Genomic DNA, 16962 nt, shown 5'->3' on the forward strand with positions numbered 1-16962 from the left:
AAAAATAATGAGATAAAAAATGTAAAAAAATATTTTATATGGAGAGATTGTTATGAATAAAAAAAAGATATCAACTATGTTGTTTTTATTAGCGGCAACAACGACAACTTCATTGGCGTTAAACAATGAGAAGACTTTTGCAACTGTAAATAAATCTTCTATTGTTTCAGAACATATAATAGGAAAGGGTAAAGTTATAAATGTAGAAACTAATCTTAGAATAAGAAAAAAAGCTAGTATAAATAGTGAGATAATAGGATATCTTAAAGAAGGACAAGCTTTTGATGTTTTAGCTAAGGATGGATCATGGTATAAAATTAAAGCTGGAAAAAATGAAGGATATATTCACAAGGATTATGCCAAAGTAACTTTAAATGATGATAATAAAAGTAATAAGGTAGATAAAGTAACTAAGCAAGGGGTAGTAGTAAATATTACAAGTGAATTAAGGGTAAGAAAAGGTGCATCAACAAGTTCAGAAACAATAGGTTACTTAAAAAATGGAAGTAAACTTGACATAATAGAAAAGTCAGGGAAATGGTACAAAATAAAATATAAAAATGGACATGGATATGTTCATGAAGATTATGTAAAAGTAACAAGTAATAATAGTAGTAGTAATAGTAATAATAGTAACAGTAGCAATCATAATATTAACAACAATAATAGTAGTAATAATTCTAGTGTTAATAAATATGAAGGAACAGGAAAAGTTATAAATGTTACAAGTAATTTAAGAGTAAGAAAAGGACCAGGAACACAATATGGTGTTGTAGGATATTTACTACCTGGAGAAAACTTTGATGTTAATGGAAAAGATGGAAAGTGGTATAAAATAAAAAAAGGTAGTATAAGTGGATATATTCATGAAGATTATGTTAAATTTTATCCAAAAAATAATTCTAATAGTAAACCAGAAATTAAACCGGATAATAAACCTGAAGCAAAACCTGAAGTTAAGCCTGAAAGTAAACCAGAATTAAAAGAGAGATATGGGAAAGTTAAGGTAAATAGTGAATTAAGGATTAGAGAAAAACCTAGTACTTCATCAAAAATAATAGGAAACTTAAGAAACGGAGAAATAGTTGAAATACTAGGAGAAGAAAATGGATTTTATAAAATCAAAGATTCAAGCGTAACTGGATACTCTTCAAAAGAATATATAAAAGAAGTTTCAAAAGATGATATACAAAATGAAAAGCCAAATGAAAAAAATGTTATATATACTAATTATAATATGTCAATGGATTCATATATAAAATTACAAAAATCAAGAAACTCATCATATGATTATAATTTTTATGAAAAGTATATAAATCCAGCAAAAGCTACTAATCAATTACAATATTTAAGATTAGATGAATATAGAAATATTAGCGTTAATGGTTTAAATGATTATTTTAAAGCACATAATGCGGGAGTTTTAATTGGCCATGCTAGTGCATTTGTAAATTCAGCAAAAAAATTTAATATAGATCCATTATATTTTGCAGCCCAATCAATACATGAAACAGGGTATGGAAAGAGCACTTTAGCAAAAGGAGTTAAGATAACAGAGATAGCAGATACTAATCATGAAATAAAAAATAGTAAAGGTGAATTAATTGGTTATAAAATGATAAAGTTGCAAAAACCTGTAACCGTATATAATTTATTTGGAATAGGTGCATATGATAATTCTAAAGCATTTCCAAATAGAGCTTTAATACTTGGAACAACATATGCTTATAATCATGGATGGACAAGTGTTGATAAAGCAATAGAAGGTGCTGCTAATTTTGTATCAAGTAATTATGTTAATAGCTCAAAATATAAACAAAATACTTTATATAAAATGAGATATTCACCTAATGAATCATTAATGTGGCATCAATATGCAACTACACCATGGTATGCACAAGAAATAGGGCAACAAATGGAAGAAATGAAATATTTATATACAGGTAACAATGACTTTATTTATGATAAACCAAAGTTTACAGAAACAAAAATGTCTTTTAAAACAAATTTATCTATAGTGCAAAAAAAGAAAGAAAGTTTACCAGAGAGTCAAGCACATGTTTCTATAGATGATAATAAAATAAATAAATAATAATAAGGAGAGATTTTTTTAAAATCTCTCTTTTTTTATTTTTAATTTGTGATTTATGAAAAATAAAAAGTTAAAAATTATTTTAATATAATATTTTATGTAATCAAATGTAAAAAAAATGATTTAAAAAGTTATGTTTATATGAATTAAATTGACAAAATTTTGAAATATATAGTTATATAATTTTATTAAGGGGGAATGTAAGTGAATATATATATAGATATACTACTTATTGAAAATTTTTTGGTTAATTTATTTTTGTTATTAACTACTTATAAAATTATTAGGGAAAAATATTCTTTTAAGATGTGTTTACTATCAGCTATTTTAGGTTCTTTATATACATTAACAATGGTTATAGAAGAAATAAGTTTTTTATCAAATAATATAATTCAAATTATTGTAGCAATAGTTATAGCTTACATACCTCTTAATAATAAGAGGTTTATAAAGTCTTTAAAAAGTGGGATTGTATTTATAGTATCATCCTGTGTGTTAAGTGGAATTTGTTTTAAAATTGCAATTATGACTAATGAGTATTCTATAAAAAATGGTATTATGATAAATAATTTTAAAATAAAATATTTGATTTTAAGTTTATCTATATTATGTATAACATTAGAGAGAATAACAACATATATAAGAGAAAAAAATATTATTAATAATTTTTATTATGATGTTGAATTTTCTGTTGAAAATAAAAATTTAAAAATAAAAGGTTTTTTAGATTCTGGAAATGAACTTAGAGAGCCTATAACAAATTTACCATGTATATTGGTAGAAGAAGTTTATTTAAATGAAATAAATTTAGAAAATTATGGTTTATATCATATTCCTTATAGTGCTATAGGATATGATGGAGTTTTAAAAGGTTTTAGAGTAGACAATATGAAACTTAAAAAAAGTGGACAAACATTTAAGGTTGTAGATGCTATATTATGTCCATGCAAAGATAATTTAAGTAGAGAAAATGATTTTAATGCATTGATACCAAGGGGAGTAATATAAATTATTATTAATATCAAGGAGGAGAATATGGTTAATATAAAACTTTTATTAAATAGGATATTTGAGAAATTAGGTTTGTGTAGAAAAAAACTTCATTATGTTGGAGGAAATGATGCATTACCACCACCTCTTAGCAAAGAAGAAGAAGAAGATTTAGTTAATAAATTAAGTGATGGAGATGAAGGAATAAGAAGTATATTAATAGAAAGAAATTTAAGATTAGTTGTATATATAGCAAGAAAGTTCGAAAATACAGGAGTATATGTAGAAGATTTAATTTCAGTTGGAACTATAGGATTAATAAAAGCAGTAAATACATTTAAACCAGATAAAAAAATAAAGCTTGCAACTTATGCATCAAGATGTATTGAAAATGAAATACTTATGTATTTAAGAAGAAATAATAAAATAAAAGCTGAAATTTCATTTTATGAACCTCTTAATATAGATTGGGATGGAAATGAATTATTATTATCTGATATATTAGGAACTGATAATGATATTGTATATAATTTAATAGAAGATGAAGTAGATAAGCAGTTATTGTTTATTGCTCTTAAAAATTTAAATGAGAGAGAAAAAGAAATTGTTAGATTAAGATTTGGTTTAAATGGTAATAACGAAAAAACACAAAAAGAGGTAGCTGATATACTTGGAATATCACAATCATATATATCAAGATTAGAAAAAAAGATAATAAGTAGATTAAAAAAAGAAATAAGTAAAATGGTTTAGGTTGTCTTTAGTATAAAAGTTACTCCTTACGGAAATACTTTCTACTGTGATGAAATTACTTCCAAAGGAGTTGATGACTTTGATCATTAATAAAGTAGAGATATGTGGAGTAAACACTGCAAAACTTCCTATACTTAAAGAAAAGGAAAAAAGAGAACTTTTATTAAAAATGCAGTCTGGTGATAATAGTGCTAGAGAAACTTTTATAAAAGGTAATTTAAGACTTGTATTAAGTGTTATTCAAAGGTTTAATAATAGAGGCGAAAATGTTGATGATTTATTTCAAGTTGGATGTATAGGACTTATGAAAGCTATAGATAATTTTGATTTATCTCAAAATGTTAAGTTTTCAACTTATGCTGTACCTATGATAATTGGTGAAATAAGAAGATATCTAAGAGATAACAATTCAATAAGAGTTAGCAGGTCATTAAGAGATATAGCATATAAGGCACTATTAGTTAGAGATAAACTTGTAAAAGATAACAATAGAGAGCCAAATGTTTCTCAAATTGCTAAAGAACTTGAAATTCCAAGAGAAGAAGTTGTTTTTGCATTAGATGCAATACAAGATCCAGTTTCTTTATTTGAACCTATTTATCATGATGGTGGAGATGCTATATATGTTATGGATCAAATTAGCGACTCTAAAAATACTGATGATAGTTGGCTTGAAAATATATCCATAAATGAGGCAATGAAAAAGTTAACTGATAGAGAGAAATTAATATTAAATCTTAGATTTTTTAAAGGTAGAACACAAATGGAGGTTGCAGATGAGATAGGAATATCTCAAGCTCAAGTATCTAGACTAGAAAAGACAGCACTTAAACACATGAGGAAGTATGTTTAAAAAAGAACTCTTATGAGAGTTCTTTTTTCATGTAAATATAATAATTTATAAAATAATGAATATAAATTTAACATATGGGGGTGTTATATATGGAGGAAAATTTACATTCAATAAATTCTATGAAAAGTATGGAGGTTATAGATATAAATTCTGGAACAAAATTAGGGTTTATTGTAGATATAAAATTAGATTGTGAGAATGATAAAGTTGAGTCATTAATTATTCCAGGAGAAAACAAAGGGTGGTTTTCGAAAGGAGAGGAAATAGAAATACCATGGGAAAATATAGAGAAGATTGGGTTAGATGTGATATTAGTTTCTATGGATAATTCAAATATTTTAGGGCGAGATGATAATATTTACAGATAGTATCTAGCCATAAAAGAGAAAAATATGTATAATAACGATATAGAATAAGTCAATTACTGTACAGAAAGGTGGGAATTATCTATGAAATGCCCTTTTTGTTCTTTTCAAGAAAGTAAAGTAGTCGATTCAAGATCAACAGATGATAATACTACAATTAGAAGAAGAAGAGAATGTTTAAATTGCAATAAAAGATATACAACTTATGAAAAAGTAGAGGATATTCCAATTTTAGTTATAAAAAAAGATTTAACTAGAGAAAACTTTAATAAGGAAAAAATAGTAAACGGATTGATAATAGCCTGTCAAAAAAGACCTATTTCACGCAAGCAAATAGAAGATATTGCAGAAGATATTGAAAAGACTATATCAAATAAAATGATGACAGAAGTTCAATCAAATTACATAGGAGAAATGGTTATGGAAAGGCTAAAAAAGATAGATGAAGTGTCTTATGTTAGATTTGCTTCTGTTTATAGGCAGTTTAAAGATATTAATACCTTTATGGAAGAAATAAATAGATTAATGAGATAAGGAATTGGCATATTAGTTCTAAAATAGAATTAGTATGCTTTTTTACGTTAAAGATAGGTAAAAAATATATTATTAAATAGATAATAAATTTAGTAAATGTTAAAATAATATTAAAAGAGTTGGAGGGGAAAAATGAAAAATTTAAATTTAGATAATATTTGTAAAAAAGATGATTTTTTAGTTATTGATAATGAAAAAAGTTCAGTTGTATTTTCAACTGCTGAAAAAAATAAAAGTTTTAATAGAAATACTTTAGAAGGAATAGATACATTAAATAATTTAAAGAAAGATTTCAATGTAGATAAAATAGTATATTTAAATCAAATTCATTCAGATGAAGTTTTAATTTATAATGGTGAAGAAAATTTTAATGAAAATAGCGGTGATGGTATAATTACAAATTTAAAAAATGTCTTAATTGGAGTATTTACTGCTGATTGTGTACCTGTAATTATTGTAAATGAGGAGTACGGAGTTATAGGTGCAGTCCACAGTGGATGGAAAGGAACTATTAAGTCTATAACAAAAGTTTGTTTAGATAAAATGACTGAAGTTTATGGCGTTAACCATAAAAATACTAAAGTTTATATAGGCCCTCATATAAGAAAATGCTGTTATGAAATATCAGAAGATTTAAAAGAAAGATTTATAGAAGAGAAAGATATAGATAAAGATATATTATTTGATGGAAGAAATTTAAACTTAGAAGCTTGTATAGAAAAAGATGCAAAAGATTGTGGGGTTAACGATGAAAATATAAAAAGTATACCTCTTTGTACTTATTGTGAAAAAGATATAAAATTACATTCATATAGGAAATCTGATGGATCTTACGGAAGACTATTTACATTTGTAATATTAAAATAGAGGTGATTAAGTTGTCAAAAGAAAAAATATTAATTGTAGATGATGAAGAACATATATTAGAACTTTTAAAATTCAATATAGAAAATGCGGGATATCAAGTTATTTGGGCAAATAATGGATTAGATGCACTTAATATCGCTAAAAATGAAAAGCCTCATTTAATATTATTAGATTTAATGTTACCTGGAATGGATGGATTTGATGTATGTAAAGAAATAAAAAGAAATAATGATACATGTAATATTTCTATAATAATGCTTACTGCAAAAGGAGAAGAACTAGATAAAATATTAGGCTTAGAACTTGGAGCTGATGATTATATAACAAAACCATTTTCTATAAGGGAACTTTTGGCAAGAGTTAAGGCTGTTTTAAGAAGAAGTGCTCCTTTAGAATCAAATAAAAAAGAAGATATTTATGATAATGGAAGATTAAAAATAGATTTTGAAAGACATGAAGTAACTATAAATAATAAAAAGATAGATATGACATTAAAAGAATTTGAATTATTAGAAATATTAATAAGAAATAAAGGCAAAATTTTAAAGAGAGAAATTTTATTAGATAAAATATGGGGATATGAATATATTGGAGAGACAAGAACAGTAGATGTGCATATTAGATATTTAAGAAAAAAAATAGAAGAAGATGATAAAAACCCTAAGCTTATAGAAACTATAAGAGGGGTTGGATATAGATTTAACGGGTAATATTTATGAAGAAAAAAATAATAACTTCTGTAATAATAACAGTAGTTTTTGCCTTAGTTATAATAACATCTTCATTTATGGCTCTTTACAGTATACAGGAAATAGAAAATTCTAAAAGCATGTTAAAAGAATATAACTCTATAATTTCTGAATTAGATATAGAAAATGCTAGTAAATTAGGTTTATTTAAAATAAATGGGAAAACAATAGAATTAACTATAATTGATAAAGATGGGAATATAAAATTTAATTCATCAGGAAATGAAGGTAACATAAGTTATGCTTCAATAATAAAAGAAGCTGAAAATAAAGGTGTAGGTTATTTAGATAAATATAATGAAAATAAAAAAATAAATATGATTTATTGTGGAACTAAGCTTTCTAATGGAGATACAATAATAAGTGGAGTTGAAGAGCCTACAACAAATATATTTCAAGTTAAAAATACTAAATATTATATTATAACTTTAATAATTGTTTTATTATTATCTATAGCTTTAGCTCTTAAGTTAGTTAGAATAATTGTAGATCCAATAAAACATTTAGAAAGTGTTACTTGGAAAATAGCTCATGGAAATTTACAAACAAGGGTAAATGTAGTCTCAAATGATGAATTAGGACAACTAGGTAAAACATTTAATAATATGGCAGATCAGCTTCAAAGTAAAATAAATGAAGTTGTTGATAAACAAAATAGACTTGAGTCCATATTAAAATCTATGCAAAGTGGAGTTATAGCTGTAGACAATGAAGATAGAATAATAACTATAAATCCTTATGCTCAAAAGATATTTGGAATAAATGTAGATGTTACAGGAAAATATTTAAATGATTGTATAGAAGATAAAAGAATAAAAGAAATTTTAAATAATGAAACTGTTGATGAAACACAAGTTAAAATAAAAAAACCATTTAGAAGATTTTTGAAAATAAAGAAAGCTATAGTTATAAATGGATATAAAAAAATTGGTAGAGTTATTGCAATTCAAGATATAACAGAAATGAAAAGACTTGAAAATATAAGAAGTCAGTTTGTAGCTAATGTATCTCATGAATTAAAAACTCCATTAACGTCAATAAAAGGTTTTGCTGAGACATTAAGATATGTTGAAGATGAAGAAACTAAAATTAAATTTTTAGATATAATAGATAAAGAGACAGAAAGGCTTACTAGACTTATTAGTGATATCTTAGTTCTTTCTGATTTAGAAAATAATCCAGTAGAAGAATTAGAAGAAATTTTTCCAGATGGAATAATAACAGATGCAATAAATATATTAAGTGAACATGCAAGAAAAAAGAATATATATATAAATTTTGAATCTGATAATAATGATTTTATTTTAGGACAGAAAGATAAGTTTCTTCAAATAGTTATAAACATAATAGAAAATTCTATAAAATATTCAAATAATAATACTAAAATTAATGTAAAAAGTTTTTCAGATAAAGAATATTATTATTTTAAGGTGAAAGATAATGGTATAGGAATACCAAAAGAAGACCTTCCTAGAATATTTGAACGTTTTTACAGAGTTGATAAAGCAAGAAAAAGTGGGGGTACTGGACTTGGTCTTGCAATAGTTAAACATATTGTAAAAACTTTTGGAGGAGAGATAAGTGTTGATTCTGAAGTTTTAAAGGGAACAGAATTTACATTTAAAATAAAACATATATAAATAAAAGACGAACTTTTATTTTTAAAAGTTCGTCTTTTTTATTTAATTGTTAAACTCATTTAACACTAATATAAAACAACTTAACTTTAGTATAATAATACCTTAACTTTCAAAAGATATTATTAATATATAGTCAAATTATAAAAATAAATGAGTAAAGGGATTTTTAAGGAGGTTATATTTTATGAGAAAGAAAAATTTAAAAATGTTAGTAGCCACATTAGCAGTAGTTATTACAGGAGGATTATTTGTTGGTTGTGGAAGTACAGAAAATGGTAGCTCTATAACAATAAGTGGATCATCAGCACTTTTGCCTCTTATGGAACAATCAATAGAAAAATTTAATGAAATAAAACCTGGAAATACTATAAATGCACAAGCAGGAGGTTCAGGAACCGGACTTACTCAAGTTTTAGAAGGTTCTGTTAATATAGGAAACTCAGATGTTTACGCAGAAGATAAGCTTACAAAGGAACAAGCAAGTCAATTAGTAGATCATAAAGTTGTAGCGCAAGGTTTTGGTGTTGTTGTTAATAAAAATTCTGGAATAGAAAATTTAACAAAGAAACAAATACAAAATATTTTTTCAGGGAAGATTAAGAATTGGAAAGAAGTTGGAGGAAAGGATTTAGAAATATTAGTAGTTCACAGGCCTACATCATCAGGAACAAGAGCAACATTTACAAAGAAGATATTAGATGGAAATAAAAAATTAGAAAATGATTCAATAGGAGCTACACAAGATAGTAATGGTGCTGTATTAAATGCTATGAAACAAAATAATGGAGCAATAAGTTATGTGGCACTATCATATATGAATAATGAAGAAGCAAAAAATGCATTAAATTTAATTAAAATAGATGGAAAAGAAGCAACTGCTGAAAATATTAAATCTGGAAATTATGATTTCTGGTCATGGGGACACATGTATACAAAAGGTGAAGCTAATGGACTTACAAAGGAATTTATAGATTTTGTAGGAAGTAGTGAAAATAGTGAAAGTATAAATAATTTAGGATTAATTCCAGGAAGTGAAATAAAGGAAAAATAATAAGCAATAAAGATAGGAATGAGGTATATGAAGAAGAGGAGTTTCAAAGAAAGGCTATTAAATGAATATTTAGGGAAAGGATTTTCAAGTTTTTGTGGAATATTAATAATTTTAATAACAGTATCAATAATATTATTTATAGGATTAAAAGGAATAAAGACATTCACTAAAGGTGAGTATAGTTTAATTGAATTTTTATTTACGAATAACTGGAATCCTTCAGGTAGCCCTAAAACTTTTGGAGCTTTTGCATTCATATTAGGATCTACACTAGTATCCTTAGGAGCTGTTATATTAAGTGCTCCAATTGCAGTTGCATTAGGGATTTTTGTTAATGTAATTTCTAAAGGTTTTGGAGAAAAACTAATAAAGCCAACTTTAGAAATATTAGTAGGAATTCCATCAGTAGTTTATGGTTGGGTAGGAGTTTCAGTTTTAGTTCCATTTATAAAAGATAAGTTTGGAGGGATTGGCTTTTCACTTTTAGCAGGAATAATAGTTTTATCCCTTATGATTTTACCAACTATAGCAACTTTATCTATTGATGCTATAAAAGGAATACCTAAAGAACATATAGAGGCATCTTATGGACTTGGAGCAACGAGATGGCAAACTATAAAAAATGTAATAACTCCAGGAGCAAAATCAGGAATACTTACTGGAGTAGTTCTTGGTATTGCAAGAGCTTTTGGAGAAGCTTTAGCAGTTCAGATGGTAATAGGAAATACAATAAAAATGCCAAATAGTCTAATATCACCATCTTCAACATTAACTAGTATATTAACAATGGATATGTCAAATACTGTATCTGGTTCTGCTTGGAATGATGCTTTATGGACTTTAGCATTAATTCTTTTAGTAATATCATTTATATTTATACTTGTAATTAGGCAAATAGAAAAGAAGGGAGTTAACTAAAGTGGATGCAAAAAAAATAGATAAAGTAGCAACTATAATATTTTATATAATAGCAATATTTATAGTAACGTTACTTGGAGCTTTTATAGCTTATATCTTTTATAAAGGAATAGGTATGCTTACTCCATCATTTTTATTTGGTAATCCAAAAATGACAAGTGTTGGTGGAGGTATTGGGCCACAAATATTTAATTCATTATATATGTTAGTAATAGCATTGATAATTACAGTACCAATAGGAATTGGTGCAGGTATATACTTAGCAGAATATGCTAAAGAAGGCGTTGTTTTAAAAATAATTAGATTATCCCTTGAAACTATGTCTTCATTACCTTCAATTGTAATAGGTATGTTTGGACTTTTAGTTTTTGTTAATTTATCAGGATTTGGATATTCATTAATAGCTGGAGCTTTATCAGTTAGCATATTAAATATTCCATCTATGACTAGAATATCAGAAAATGCAATAAGACATGCATCAAAAAAAGTAAAAGAAGCATCATTAGGACTTGGTGCAACTAAATGGCAAACTATAATGAGAGTGACTCTTCCAACTGCAATGAGGGATATACTTACTGGAATTATATTATCATCAGGAAGAATTTTTGGAGAGGCAGCAGCATTCTTATATACAGCAGGTTTAAGTTCAGGAACACTTAATTTCAACAATGTAAGTTTACTTGGAAAAACATCAGCATTTTCGCTTTTTAGACCAGCAGAAACTTTAGCAGTTCATATATGGAAATTAAATTCTGAAGGAATTGTCCCAGATGCATCAGCTATAGCAAATGGAACAGCAGCTGTGCTTATAATAATTATATTAATCTTTAACTTATTAGCAAAATTAATTGGAAACAGAATTTTAAAATCATATAGTGGCAAATAGTAGGAGGAAGTATGAGTATAATAGAAACTAAAAATCTAAATCTTTATTATGGAACTAATAAAGCTCTTAAAAATATAAATATGAAATTTAATAAAAATGAAGTTACAGCACTTATAGGTCCATCTGGTTGTGGTAAATCAACGTTTTTAAGAACTATAAATAGAATGAATGATCTTATAGATTCAGTTAAAATAGAAGGTGAAGTTTTATTTGAAGGAGAAAATATTTTTAGTGATTATGATGTAATTGATCTTAGAAAAAGAATTGGTATTGTCTTTCAAAAGCCTAATCCATTTCCTATGTCAATATATGACAATGTTGCCTATGGACCAAGAATACATGGAATAAAAGATAAAAAGAGATTAGATGAAATTGTTGAAAAAAGTCTTAAGGGTGCCGCACTTTGGGATGAAACAAAAGATAGACTTAAAAAGAGTGCAATGGGGTTGTCAGGAGGACAACAACAAAGACTTTGTATAGCAAGAACACTTGCTGTATCACCTGAAGTAATTCTTATGGATGAGCCAACATCAGCATTAGATCCAATTTCAACTAATAAAGTAGAAGATTTAATTGAAGAATTAAAAAAAGAATATACAGTTATAATAGTTACTCATAATATGCAACAAGCTGGAAGAATAGCAGATAAGACAGCTTTCTTTTTAAATGGTGAAGTTATAGAATATGGAAAAACAGAAGATATATTTTATAAGCCAAAAGATAAAAGAACAGAAGATTATATTACAGGTAGATTTGGTTAATAATGTTTAAGGAGTGAGCATATGAGAAGAGAGTCTCAAAATCAAAGAATTGATGAAATAAATGAAAAATTGTATATAATGACTAATATAGTAAAAGAACAAATAAAAGGTAGTATGCAAGCATTAAAGCTAAAAGATGAAAAATTAGCTGAAAATATAATAAAAAATGATGATAAAGTAGATAATCTTCAAAAAGTAATTGAAGAAGAATGTATAAAATTTATAGCAACAGAACAGCTTGTTGCTAAAGATTTAAGAAGAGTATTTACTGCATCTAAAATAGTAACTGACTTAGAAAGAATGGCGGACCATGCTATTGATATATGCAAAATTGTAAAGTATGTAAAAGGAACATTACATCCAATTGAAATAAAAGATCTTTTAATTATGGAAGAAAAAATTCAAAATATGATAACATTAGCTAGCAAAGCATATAGTGAAAGGGATATAGAATTAGCATATTCAATATGTAAGTTAGATGATGAAATAGATAATTTATATAAACAAACATTTAAATATACACTATTGTGTATAAAGAATGGTGAAAATAGTATAGAAGAGGGAACAAGATTATTATTTGTAGCTAAATATTTAGAAAGAATAGGTGATCATGTTACAAATATTTGTGAATGGATAATTTTTAGTAAAACAGGAGAATATGTAGATTTAAATATATAAATAAAAACCACACAAAGTATTTAGTGTGGTTTTTAATTGCATAAAATTAATTAAATTAATTTTGAATTTATAAAAATTTCCTTTTTGACGAGTTTTGTTGACTAACTACATATATTAATGTAATATAACAAAAGATACACTAGTTTATAAAAAAGGGGAGTGAAAATATGAAGAACTTAATAAAAAGTGTACTTCCTGATAGTATTGCAGAAGAGGTTGGAATAGAGGCAGGCGATTTTCTTATTTCAATTAATAATAAAGAAATAGAAGACATTATTGATTATAGATTTTTAGCTGTTGATGAAGAGTTAACTATACAAATTGAGAAATCTTATGGTGAAGTTTGGGATATAGAAATAGAAAAAGATTATGGTGAAGATATAGGCCTTGAATTTCAAGGTGGTATAATGGATAAAGCAAAAAGTTGCAGTAATAAATGTATTTTTTGCTTTATAGATCAGCTTCCTAAAGGAATGAGAAATACTCTTTATTTTAAAGATGATGATTCAAGATTATCATTTTTACAAGGTAATTTTGTAACATTAACAAATATGAAAGAGGCTGATATAGATAGGATAATTAGATACAAAATAAGTCCTATAAACATATCTGTTCACACAACAAATCCAGAGCTTAGAGTAAAAATGCTTAACAATAGATTTGCAGGACAAATATATGATAGAATGAAAAGGCTTAAAGAAGCAGATATTTATATGCATGCTCAAATTGTATGTGTTCCAGGTATTAATGATGGAGAAGAACTTAAAAGAACTATAAATGATCTTTATAATTTGTACCCACAAGTTAATAATGTGGCAGTTGTGCCAATTGGAATAACAAAATTTAGGGAAAACTTAGCTCATGTAAATACATTTACTGAACAAACTTCAAAAGAAACAATAGAAATGGTTAATGAACTTCAAGAAAAGTTTATGAAAGAAGTATCAGAACCTTTTGTAAGATTATCAGATGAATTTTATTTAGTAGCAAAACAAGATGTTCCAGAGGAAGAATTTTATAATGGTTTTGAACAGTTAGAAGATGGAGTTGGAAGTGTTCGTTATTATAGAGAAGCTATAAAAAGAGATTTGGAATTTTTAGATACAAATAAAAAAGGAAATTATACTGTAGTAACAGGTGCATTAGCTTATGATGAAATAAAAAATGCTATGGATAGTATAATGAAAAAAAATGATAATATAAAAATAAATGTTAAAAAGATAGTTAATAACTTTTTTGGAGAAACTATTACTGTTGCAGGACTTTTAACTGGTACAGATATAATAGAGCAGTTAAAGGATGAAATAGATACACCATATCTTATAATGGCAGATAATATGTTTAGAAGAGGTTATGAATTAGCTCCAGAGGAACTTATAATGTTAGATGACACAACAATCGATATGTTAGAAGAGGCTTTAAATGTTAAAGTTTTAGTTTGTGATTACTCAGGAGATGGTTTTATAGATTTAATAAATAATTATAACGAGGAGGAATAGGAATATGGCAAAACCTATTGTTGCAATGGTTGGAAGACCAAATGTAGGAAAGTCTACATTATTTAATAGATTAGCAGGAAAGAGAATATCAATAGTCCAAGATACACCAGGGGTTACAAGGGATAGGGTTTATGCAGAGGCAGAATGGCTTAACTATAAATTTACTATGATAGATACAGGTGGTATAGAACCAGAAAGAGATGACATTATAGTAAAACAAATGAGAAGACAAGCAAATATAGCTATAGAAACTGCTGATGTAATAGTATTTATAGTAGATGGTAAAGAAGGCTTAACAGCAGCAGATAGAGAAGTTGCAACTATGCTTAGAAAAAGCAAAAAGCCTGTAGTTTTAGTTGTTAACAAAATAGATTCATTAAAAGAAGAAGATAATGCTTGGGAATTCTATAATTTAGGTATAGGAGATCCTGTAACAATATCAGCAGCTCAGGGTTTAGGACTTGGAGATATGTTAGATGAAGTAGTTAAGCATTTTGATGCTTTAAATACAGAAGAAGAGGAAGATGAATACATAAGAATAGCTATGATTGGTAAACCAAATGTAGGTAAATCATCTCTTATAAATAAGCTTTTAGGAGAAGAAAGAGTTATAGTATCTAATGTTCCAGGAACAACAAGAGATGCTATTGATTCATATTTAGAAACTGATCAAGGTAAATTTATTCTTATAGATACAGCTGGACTTAGAAGAAAAAGTAAAGTAAAAGAAGAAATAGAAAAATATAGTGTTGTAAGAACTTACGCAGCTATCGAAAGAGCAGATGTATGTATATTAATGATAGATGCAGAAGAAGGAATTACAGAACAAGATGAAAAGATTGTAGGATATGCTCATGAATTAAATAAGGCTATAATGGTTGTAGTTAATAAGTGGGATCTTATAGAAAAAGATGATAAAACTCTTGATAAATATAAGAAAGAATTACAAGGAAAACTTAAATTTTTAAGTTATGCACCTTATCTTTTCATATCAGCACTTACAGGACAAAGAACACAAAAAGTTTTAGCAATGGCTAGAATGTGCTACGATAACTATTCAAAAAGAATATCAACAGGTATATTAAATGATGTAATAAGTAAGGCTGTTCTTATGAAAGAACCTCCAATAGTAGGACTTAAAAGAATGAAAATCTACTATGCAACTCAAGTAGCAAGTAGACCACCTAAGTTTATATTCTTTGTTAATGATAAAAATGCAACACATTTTTCATATGAGAGATATTTAGAAAATCAACTTAGACAAAGTTTTGATTTTGAAGGAACTGGTATAGAAGTAGAATATAGAGAAAGGAAAATGTAGTTATGAGTAAAGTAACATTTATTGGTGGCGGGAGTTTTGGTACAGCTTTAGCAATTCAACTTGCCAAAAAAAATAATTGTGTAAATATATTTGATAGAGATATTGAAGTTTGTAATGATATTAATATAAGAAAAAGAAATAGTAAATATTTAAAAGAACTTGAAATTCCAGAAAATATAAAGGCATATAACAATTTAGATAAGGCAATACATGATGCAGAATATATAGTTTTAGCTGTTCCATCGCACGTTATAAGAGATGTTACTAGATTATTAAAAGGTAAGATAAGTGAAGATACTATAATAATTTCTATTGCAAAGGGAATTGAACAAGGTACAAATAAAAGATTATCAGAAGTTATAAGTGAGGAAATTCCAGAAAATCCAGTAGTTATTTTATCAGGACCAAGTCACGCTGAAGAAGTTGCTATCGAAATTCCAACAACTTTAGTTTCTACATCAACTAACATGAAATATGCAGAAAAAGTTCAAGAGTTATTTATGACACCAAATCTTAGAATATATACAAATGAAGATATAATAGGTGTTGAAATTGGAGGTGCAGTAAAAAATATTATTGCACTTGCAGCTGGTGTTGGTGATGGAGTTGGATATGGAGATAATACAAAGGCAGCGCTTATGACAAGAGGAATGAAAGAAATTTCAAGAGTTGGAATAGCACTTGGAGGTAAGGAAGAAACATTTTTTGGACTTACAGGAATGGGAGATTTAATAGTTACATGTACATCAATGCATTCAAGAAATAGAAAAGCTGGAATTTTAATAGGTAAAGGATTTTCATTAGATGATGCTTTAAAAGAAGTAGGAATGATAGTTGAAGGTGTAAAAGCGTGTAAGGCATTCCATGAATTAAATAGCAAAATAGGAGTTAGTATGCCTATAACAGATGGACTTTATGATGTATTATTTAATGAAAAGTGTCCAAAAGAAGTTGTAAGAGAATTAATGCTTAGAGAAAAAAAGAATGAAACCCATTAAAAAGCAA

General features: G+C 26.7%; 17 protein-coding genes. All 17 read left to right on the forward strand.

Annotated elements, in window-relative coordinates; all coding sequences use genetic code 11:
* Positions 1-52 precede the first annotated feature (52 nt).
* The 17 genes from Q4E08_RS00310 to Q4E08_RS00390 all read left to right on the forward strand — a co-directional run bounded on the left by Q4E08_RS00310 (position 53) and on the right by Q4E08_RS00390 (position 16955).
* Positions 53-2092, forward strand: a complete 2040-nt coding sequence (locus tag Q4E08_RS00310) for an SH3 domain-containing protein (RefSeq protein WP_303126954.1) — start codon at positions 53-55, stop codon at positions 2090-2092.
* Between the two features lie 204 nt (positions 2093-2296).
* Positions 2297-3100 (forward strand): sigma-E processing peptidase SpoIIGA, encoded by an 804-nt coding sequence (locus Q4E08_RS00315; RefSeq protein WP_303126956.1) that lies wholly within the window; start codon positions 2297-2299, stop codon positions 3098-3100.
* Positions 3101-3127: 27 nt separating this feature from the next.
* Complete coding sequence (sigE, locus tag Q4E08_RS00320) at positions 3128-3835, forward strand: RNA polymerase sporulation sigma factor SigE (protein WP_303126958.1); 708 nt, start codon at positions 3128-3130, stop codon at positions 3833-3835.
* 79 nt (positions 3836-3914) lie between these two features.
* Positions 3915-4688 carry an RNA polymerase sporulation sigma factor SigG gene (sigG, locus tag Q4E08_RS00325; protein WP_303126960.1) on the forward strand — a complete coding sequence of 258 codons (774 nt, stop codon included), beginning with the start codon at positions 3915-3917 and terminating at the stop codon, positions 4686-4688.
* 89 nt (positions 4689-4777) lie between these two features.
* Positions 4778-5056, forward strand: coding sequence for a YlmC/YmxH family sporulation protein (locus Q4E08_RS00330; RefSeq protein WP_303126962.1), 279 nt, complete (start codon positions 4778-4780; stop codon positions 5054-5056).
* An 81-nt stretch (positions 5057-5137) separates the two neighbouring features.
* Positions 5138-5587 carry a transcriptional regulator NrdR gene (gene nrdR, locus Q4E08_RS00335; RefSeq protein WP_303126964.1) on the forward strand — a complete coding sequence of 150 codons (450 nt, stop codon included), beginning with the start codon at positions 5138-5140 and terminating at the stop codon, positions 5585-5587.
* A gap of 132 nt (positions 5588-5719) precedes the next feature.
* Positions 5720-6454, forward strand: a complete 735-nt coding sequence (gene pgeF, locus Q4E08_RS00340; RefSeq protein WP_303126966.1) for a peptidoglycan editing factor PgeF — start codon at positions 5720-5722, stop codon at positions 6452-6454.
* Positions 6455-6465: 11 nt separating this feature from the next.
* Entirely contained in the window at positions 6466-7164 is a 699-nt protein-coding gene (locus Q4E08_RS00345; protein WP_303126968.1) for a response regulator, read from the forward strand.
* 5 nt (positions 7165-7169) lie between these two features.
* Positions 7170-8843 (forward strand): HAMP domain-containing sensor histidine kinase, encoded by a 1674-nt coding sequence (locus tag Q4E08_RS00350; RefSeq protein ID WP_303126969.1) that lies wholly within the window; start codon positions 7170-7172, stop codon positions 8841-8843.
* A gap of 184 nt (positions 8844-9027) precedes the next feature.
* On the forward strand, positions 9028-9894 hold the full coding sequence (locus Q4E08_RS00355) for a phosphate ABC transporter substrate-binding protein (RefSeq protein ID WP_303126971.1): 867 nt from the start codon (positions 9028-9030) through the stop codon (positions 9892-9894).
* Positions 9895-9921: 27 nt separating this feature from the next.
* Positions 9922-10812: a phosphate ABC transporter permease subunit PstC gene (gene pstC / locus Q4E08_RS00360; RefSeq protein ID WP_303126973.1), complete on the forward strand. Its 891-nt coding sequence runs from the start codon at positions 9922-9924 to the stop codon at positions 10810-10812.
* 1 nt (position 10813) lies between these two features.
* Entirely contained in the window at positions 10814-11698 is an 885-nt protein-coding gene (gene pstA / locus Q4E08_RS00365; RefSeq protein ID WP_303126975.1) for a phosphate ABC transporter permease PstA, read from the forward strand.
* Positions 11699-11709: 11 nt separating this feature from the next.
* Positions 11710-12459, forward strand: coding sequence for a phosphate ABC transporter ATP-binding protein PstB (gene pstB, locus Q4E08_RS00370; RefSeq protein WP_303126977.1), 750 nt, complete (start codon positions 11710-11712; stop codon positions 12457-12459).
* A gap of 21 nt (positions 12460-12480) precedes the next feature.
* Positions 12481-13137, forward strand: coding sequence for a phosphate signaling complex protein PhoU (gene phoU, locus Q4E08_RS00375; RefSeq protein WP_303126979.1), 657 nt, complete (start codon positions 12481-12483; stop codon positions 13135-13137).
* Positions 13138-13304: 167 nt separating this feature from the next.
* Positions 13305-14636, forward strand: a complete 1332-nt coding sequence (locus Q4E08_RS00380) for a DUF512 domain-containing protein (RefSeq protein WP_303126981.1) — start codon at positions 13305-13307, stop codon at positions 14634-14636.
* 4 nt (positions 14637-14640) lie between these two features.
* On the forward strand, positions 14641-15957 hold the full coding sequence (gene der / locus Q4E08_RS00385) for a ribosome biogenesis GTPase Der (RefSeq protein ID WP_303126983.1): 1317 nt from the start codon (positions 14641-14643) through the stop codon (positions 15955-15957).
* A gap of 2 nt (positions 15958-15959) precedes the next feature.
* The gene (locus tag Q4E08_RS00390; RefSeq protein ID WP_303126984.1) at positions 15960-16955 is read left to right on the forward strand and encodes an NAD(P)H-dependent glycerol-3-phosphate dehydrogenase; all 996 of its coding nucleotides are present in this window, start codon (positions 15960-15962) and stop codon (positions 16953-16955) included.
* Positions 16956-16962 lie beyond the last annotated feature (7 nt).

This window comes from Clostridium sp. (assembly GCF_030532265.1).
GTDB lineage: Bacteria > Bacillota > Clostridia > Clostridiales > Clostridiaceae > Clostridium.

Bases quoted from the DNA above. Each gene is read 5' to 3' on its own strand.
- Q4E08_RS00310 (WP_303126954.1), top strand. From the start codon at position 53: ATGAATAAAAAAAAGATATCAACTATGTTGTTTTTATTAGCGGCAACA.
- sigE (WP_303126958.1), top strand. From the start codon at position 3,128: ATGGTTAATATAAAACTTTTATTAAATAGGATATTTGAGAAATTAGGT.
- Q4E08_RS00330 (WP_303126962.1), top strand. From the start codon at position 4,778: ATGGAGGAAAATTTACATTCAATAAATTCTATGAAAAGTATGGAGGTT.
- nrdR (WP_303126964.1), top strand. From the start codon at position 5,138: ATGAAATGCCCTTTTTGTTCTTTTCAAGAAAGTAAAGTAGTCGATTCA.
- pgeF (WP_303126966.1), top strand. From the start codon at position 5,720: ATGAAAAATTTAAATTTAGATAATATTTGTAAAAAAGATGATTTTTTA.
- Q4E08_RS00350 (WP_303126969.1), top strand. From the start codon at position 7,170: ATGAAGAAAAAAATAATAACTTCTGTAATAATAACAGTAGTTTTTGCC.
- Q4E08_RS00355 (WP_303126971.1), top strand. From the start codon at position 9,028: ATGAGAAAGAAAAATTTAAAAATGTTAGTAGCCACATTAGCAGTAGTT.
- pstC (WP_303126973.1), top strand. From the start codon at position 9,922: ATGAAGAAGAGGAGTTTCAAAGAAAGGCTATTAAATGAATATTTAGGG.
- pstB (WP_303126977.1), top strand. From the start codon at position 11,710: ATGAGTATAATAGAAACTAAAAATCTAAATCTTTATTATGGAACTAAT.
- phoU (WP_303126979.1), top strand. From the start codon at position 12,481: ATGAGAAGAGAGTCTCAAAATCAAAGAATTGATGAAATAAATGAAAAA.
- Q4E08_RS00380 (WP_303126981.1), top strand. From the start codon at position 13,305: ATGAAGAACTTAATAAAAAGTGTACTTCCTGATAGTATTGCAGAAGAG.
- der (WP_303126983.1), top strand. From the start codon at position 14,641: ATGGCAAAACCTATTGTTGCAATGGTTGGAAGACCAAATGTAGGAAAG.
- Q4E08_RS00390 (WP_303126984.1), top strand. From the start codon at position 15,960: ATGAGTAAAGTAACATTTATTGGTGGCGGGAGTTTTGGTACAGCTTTA.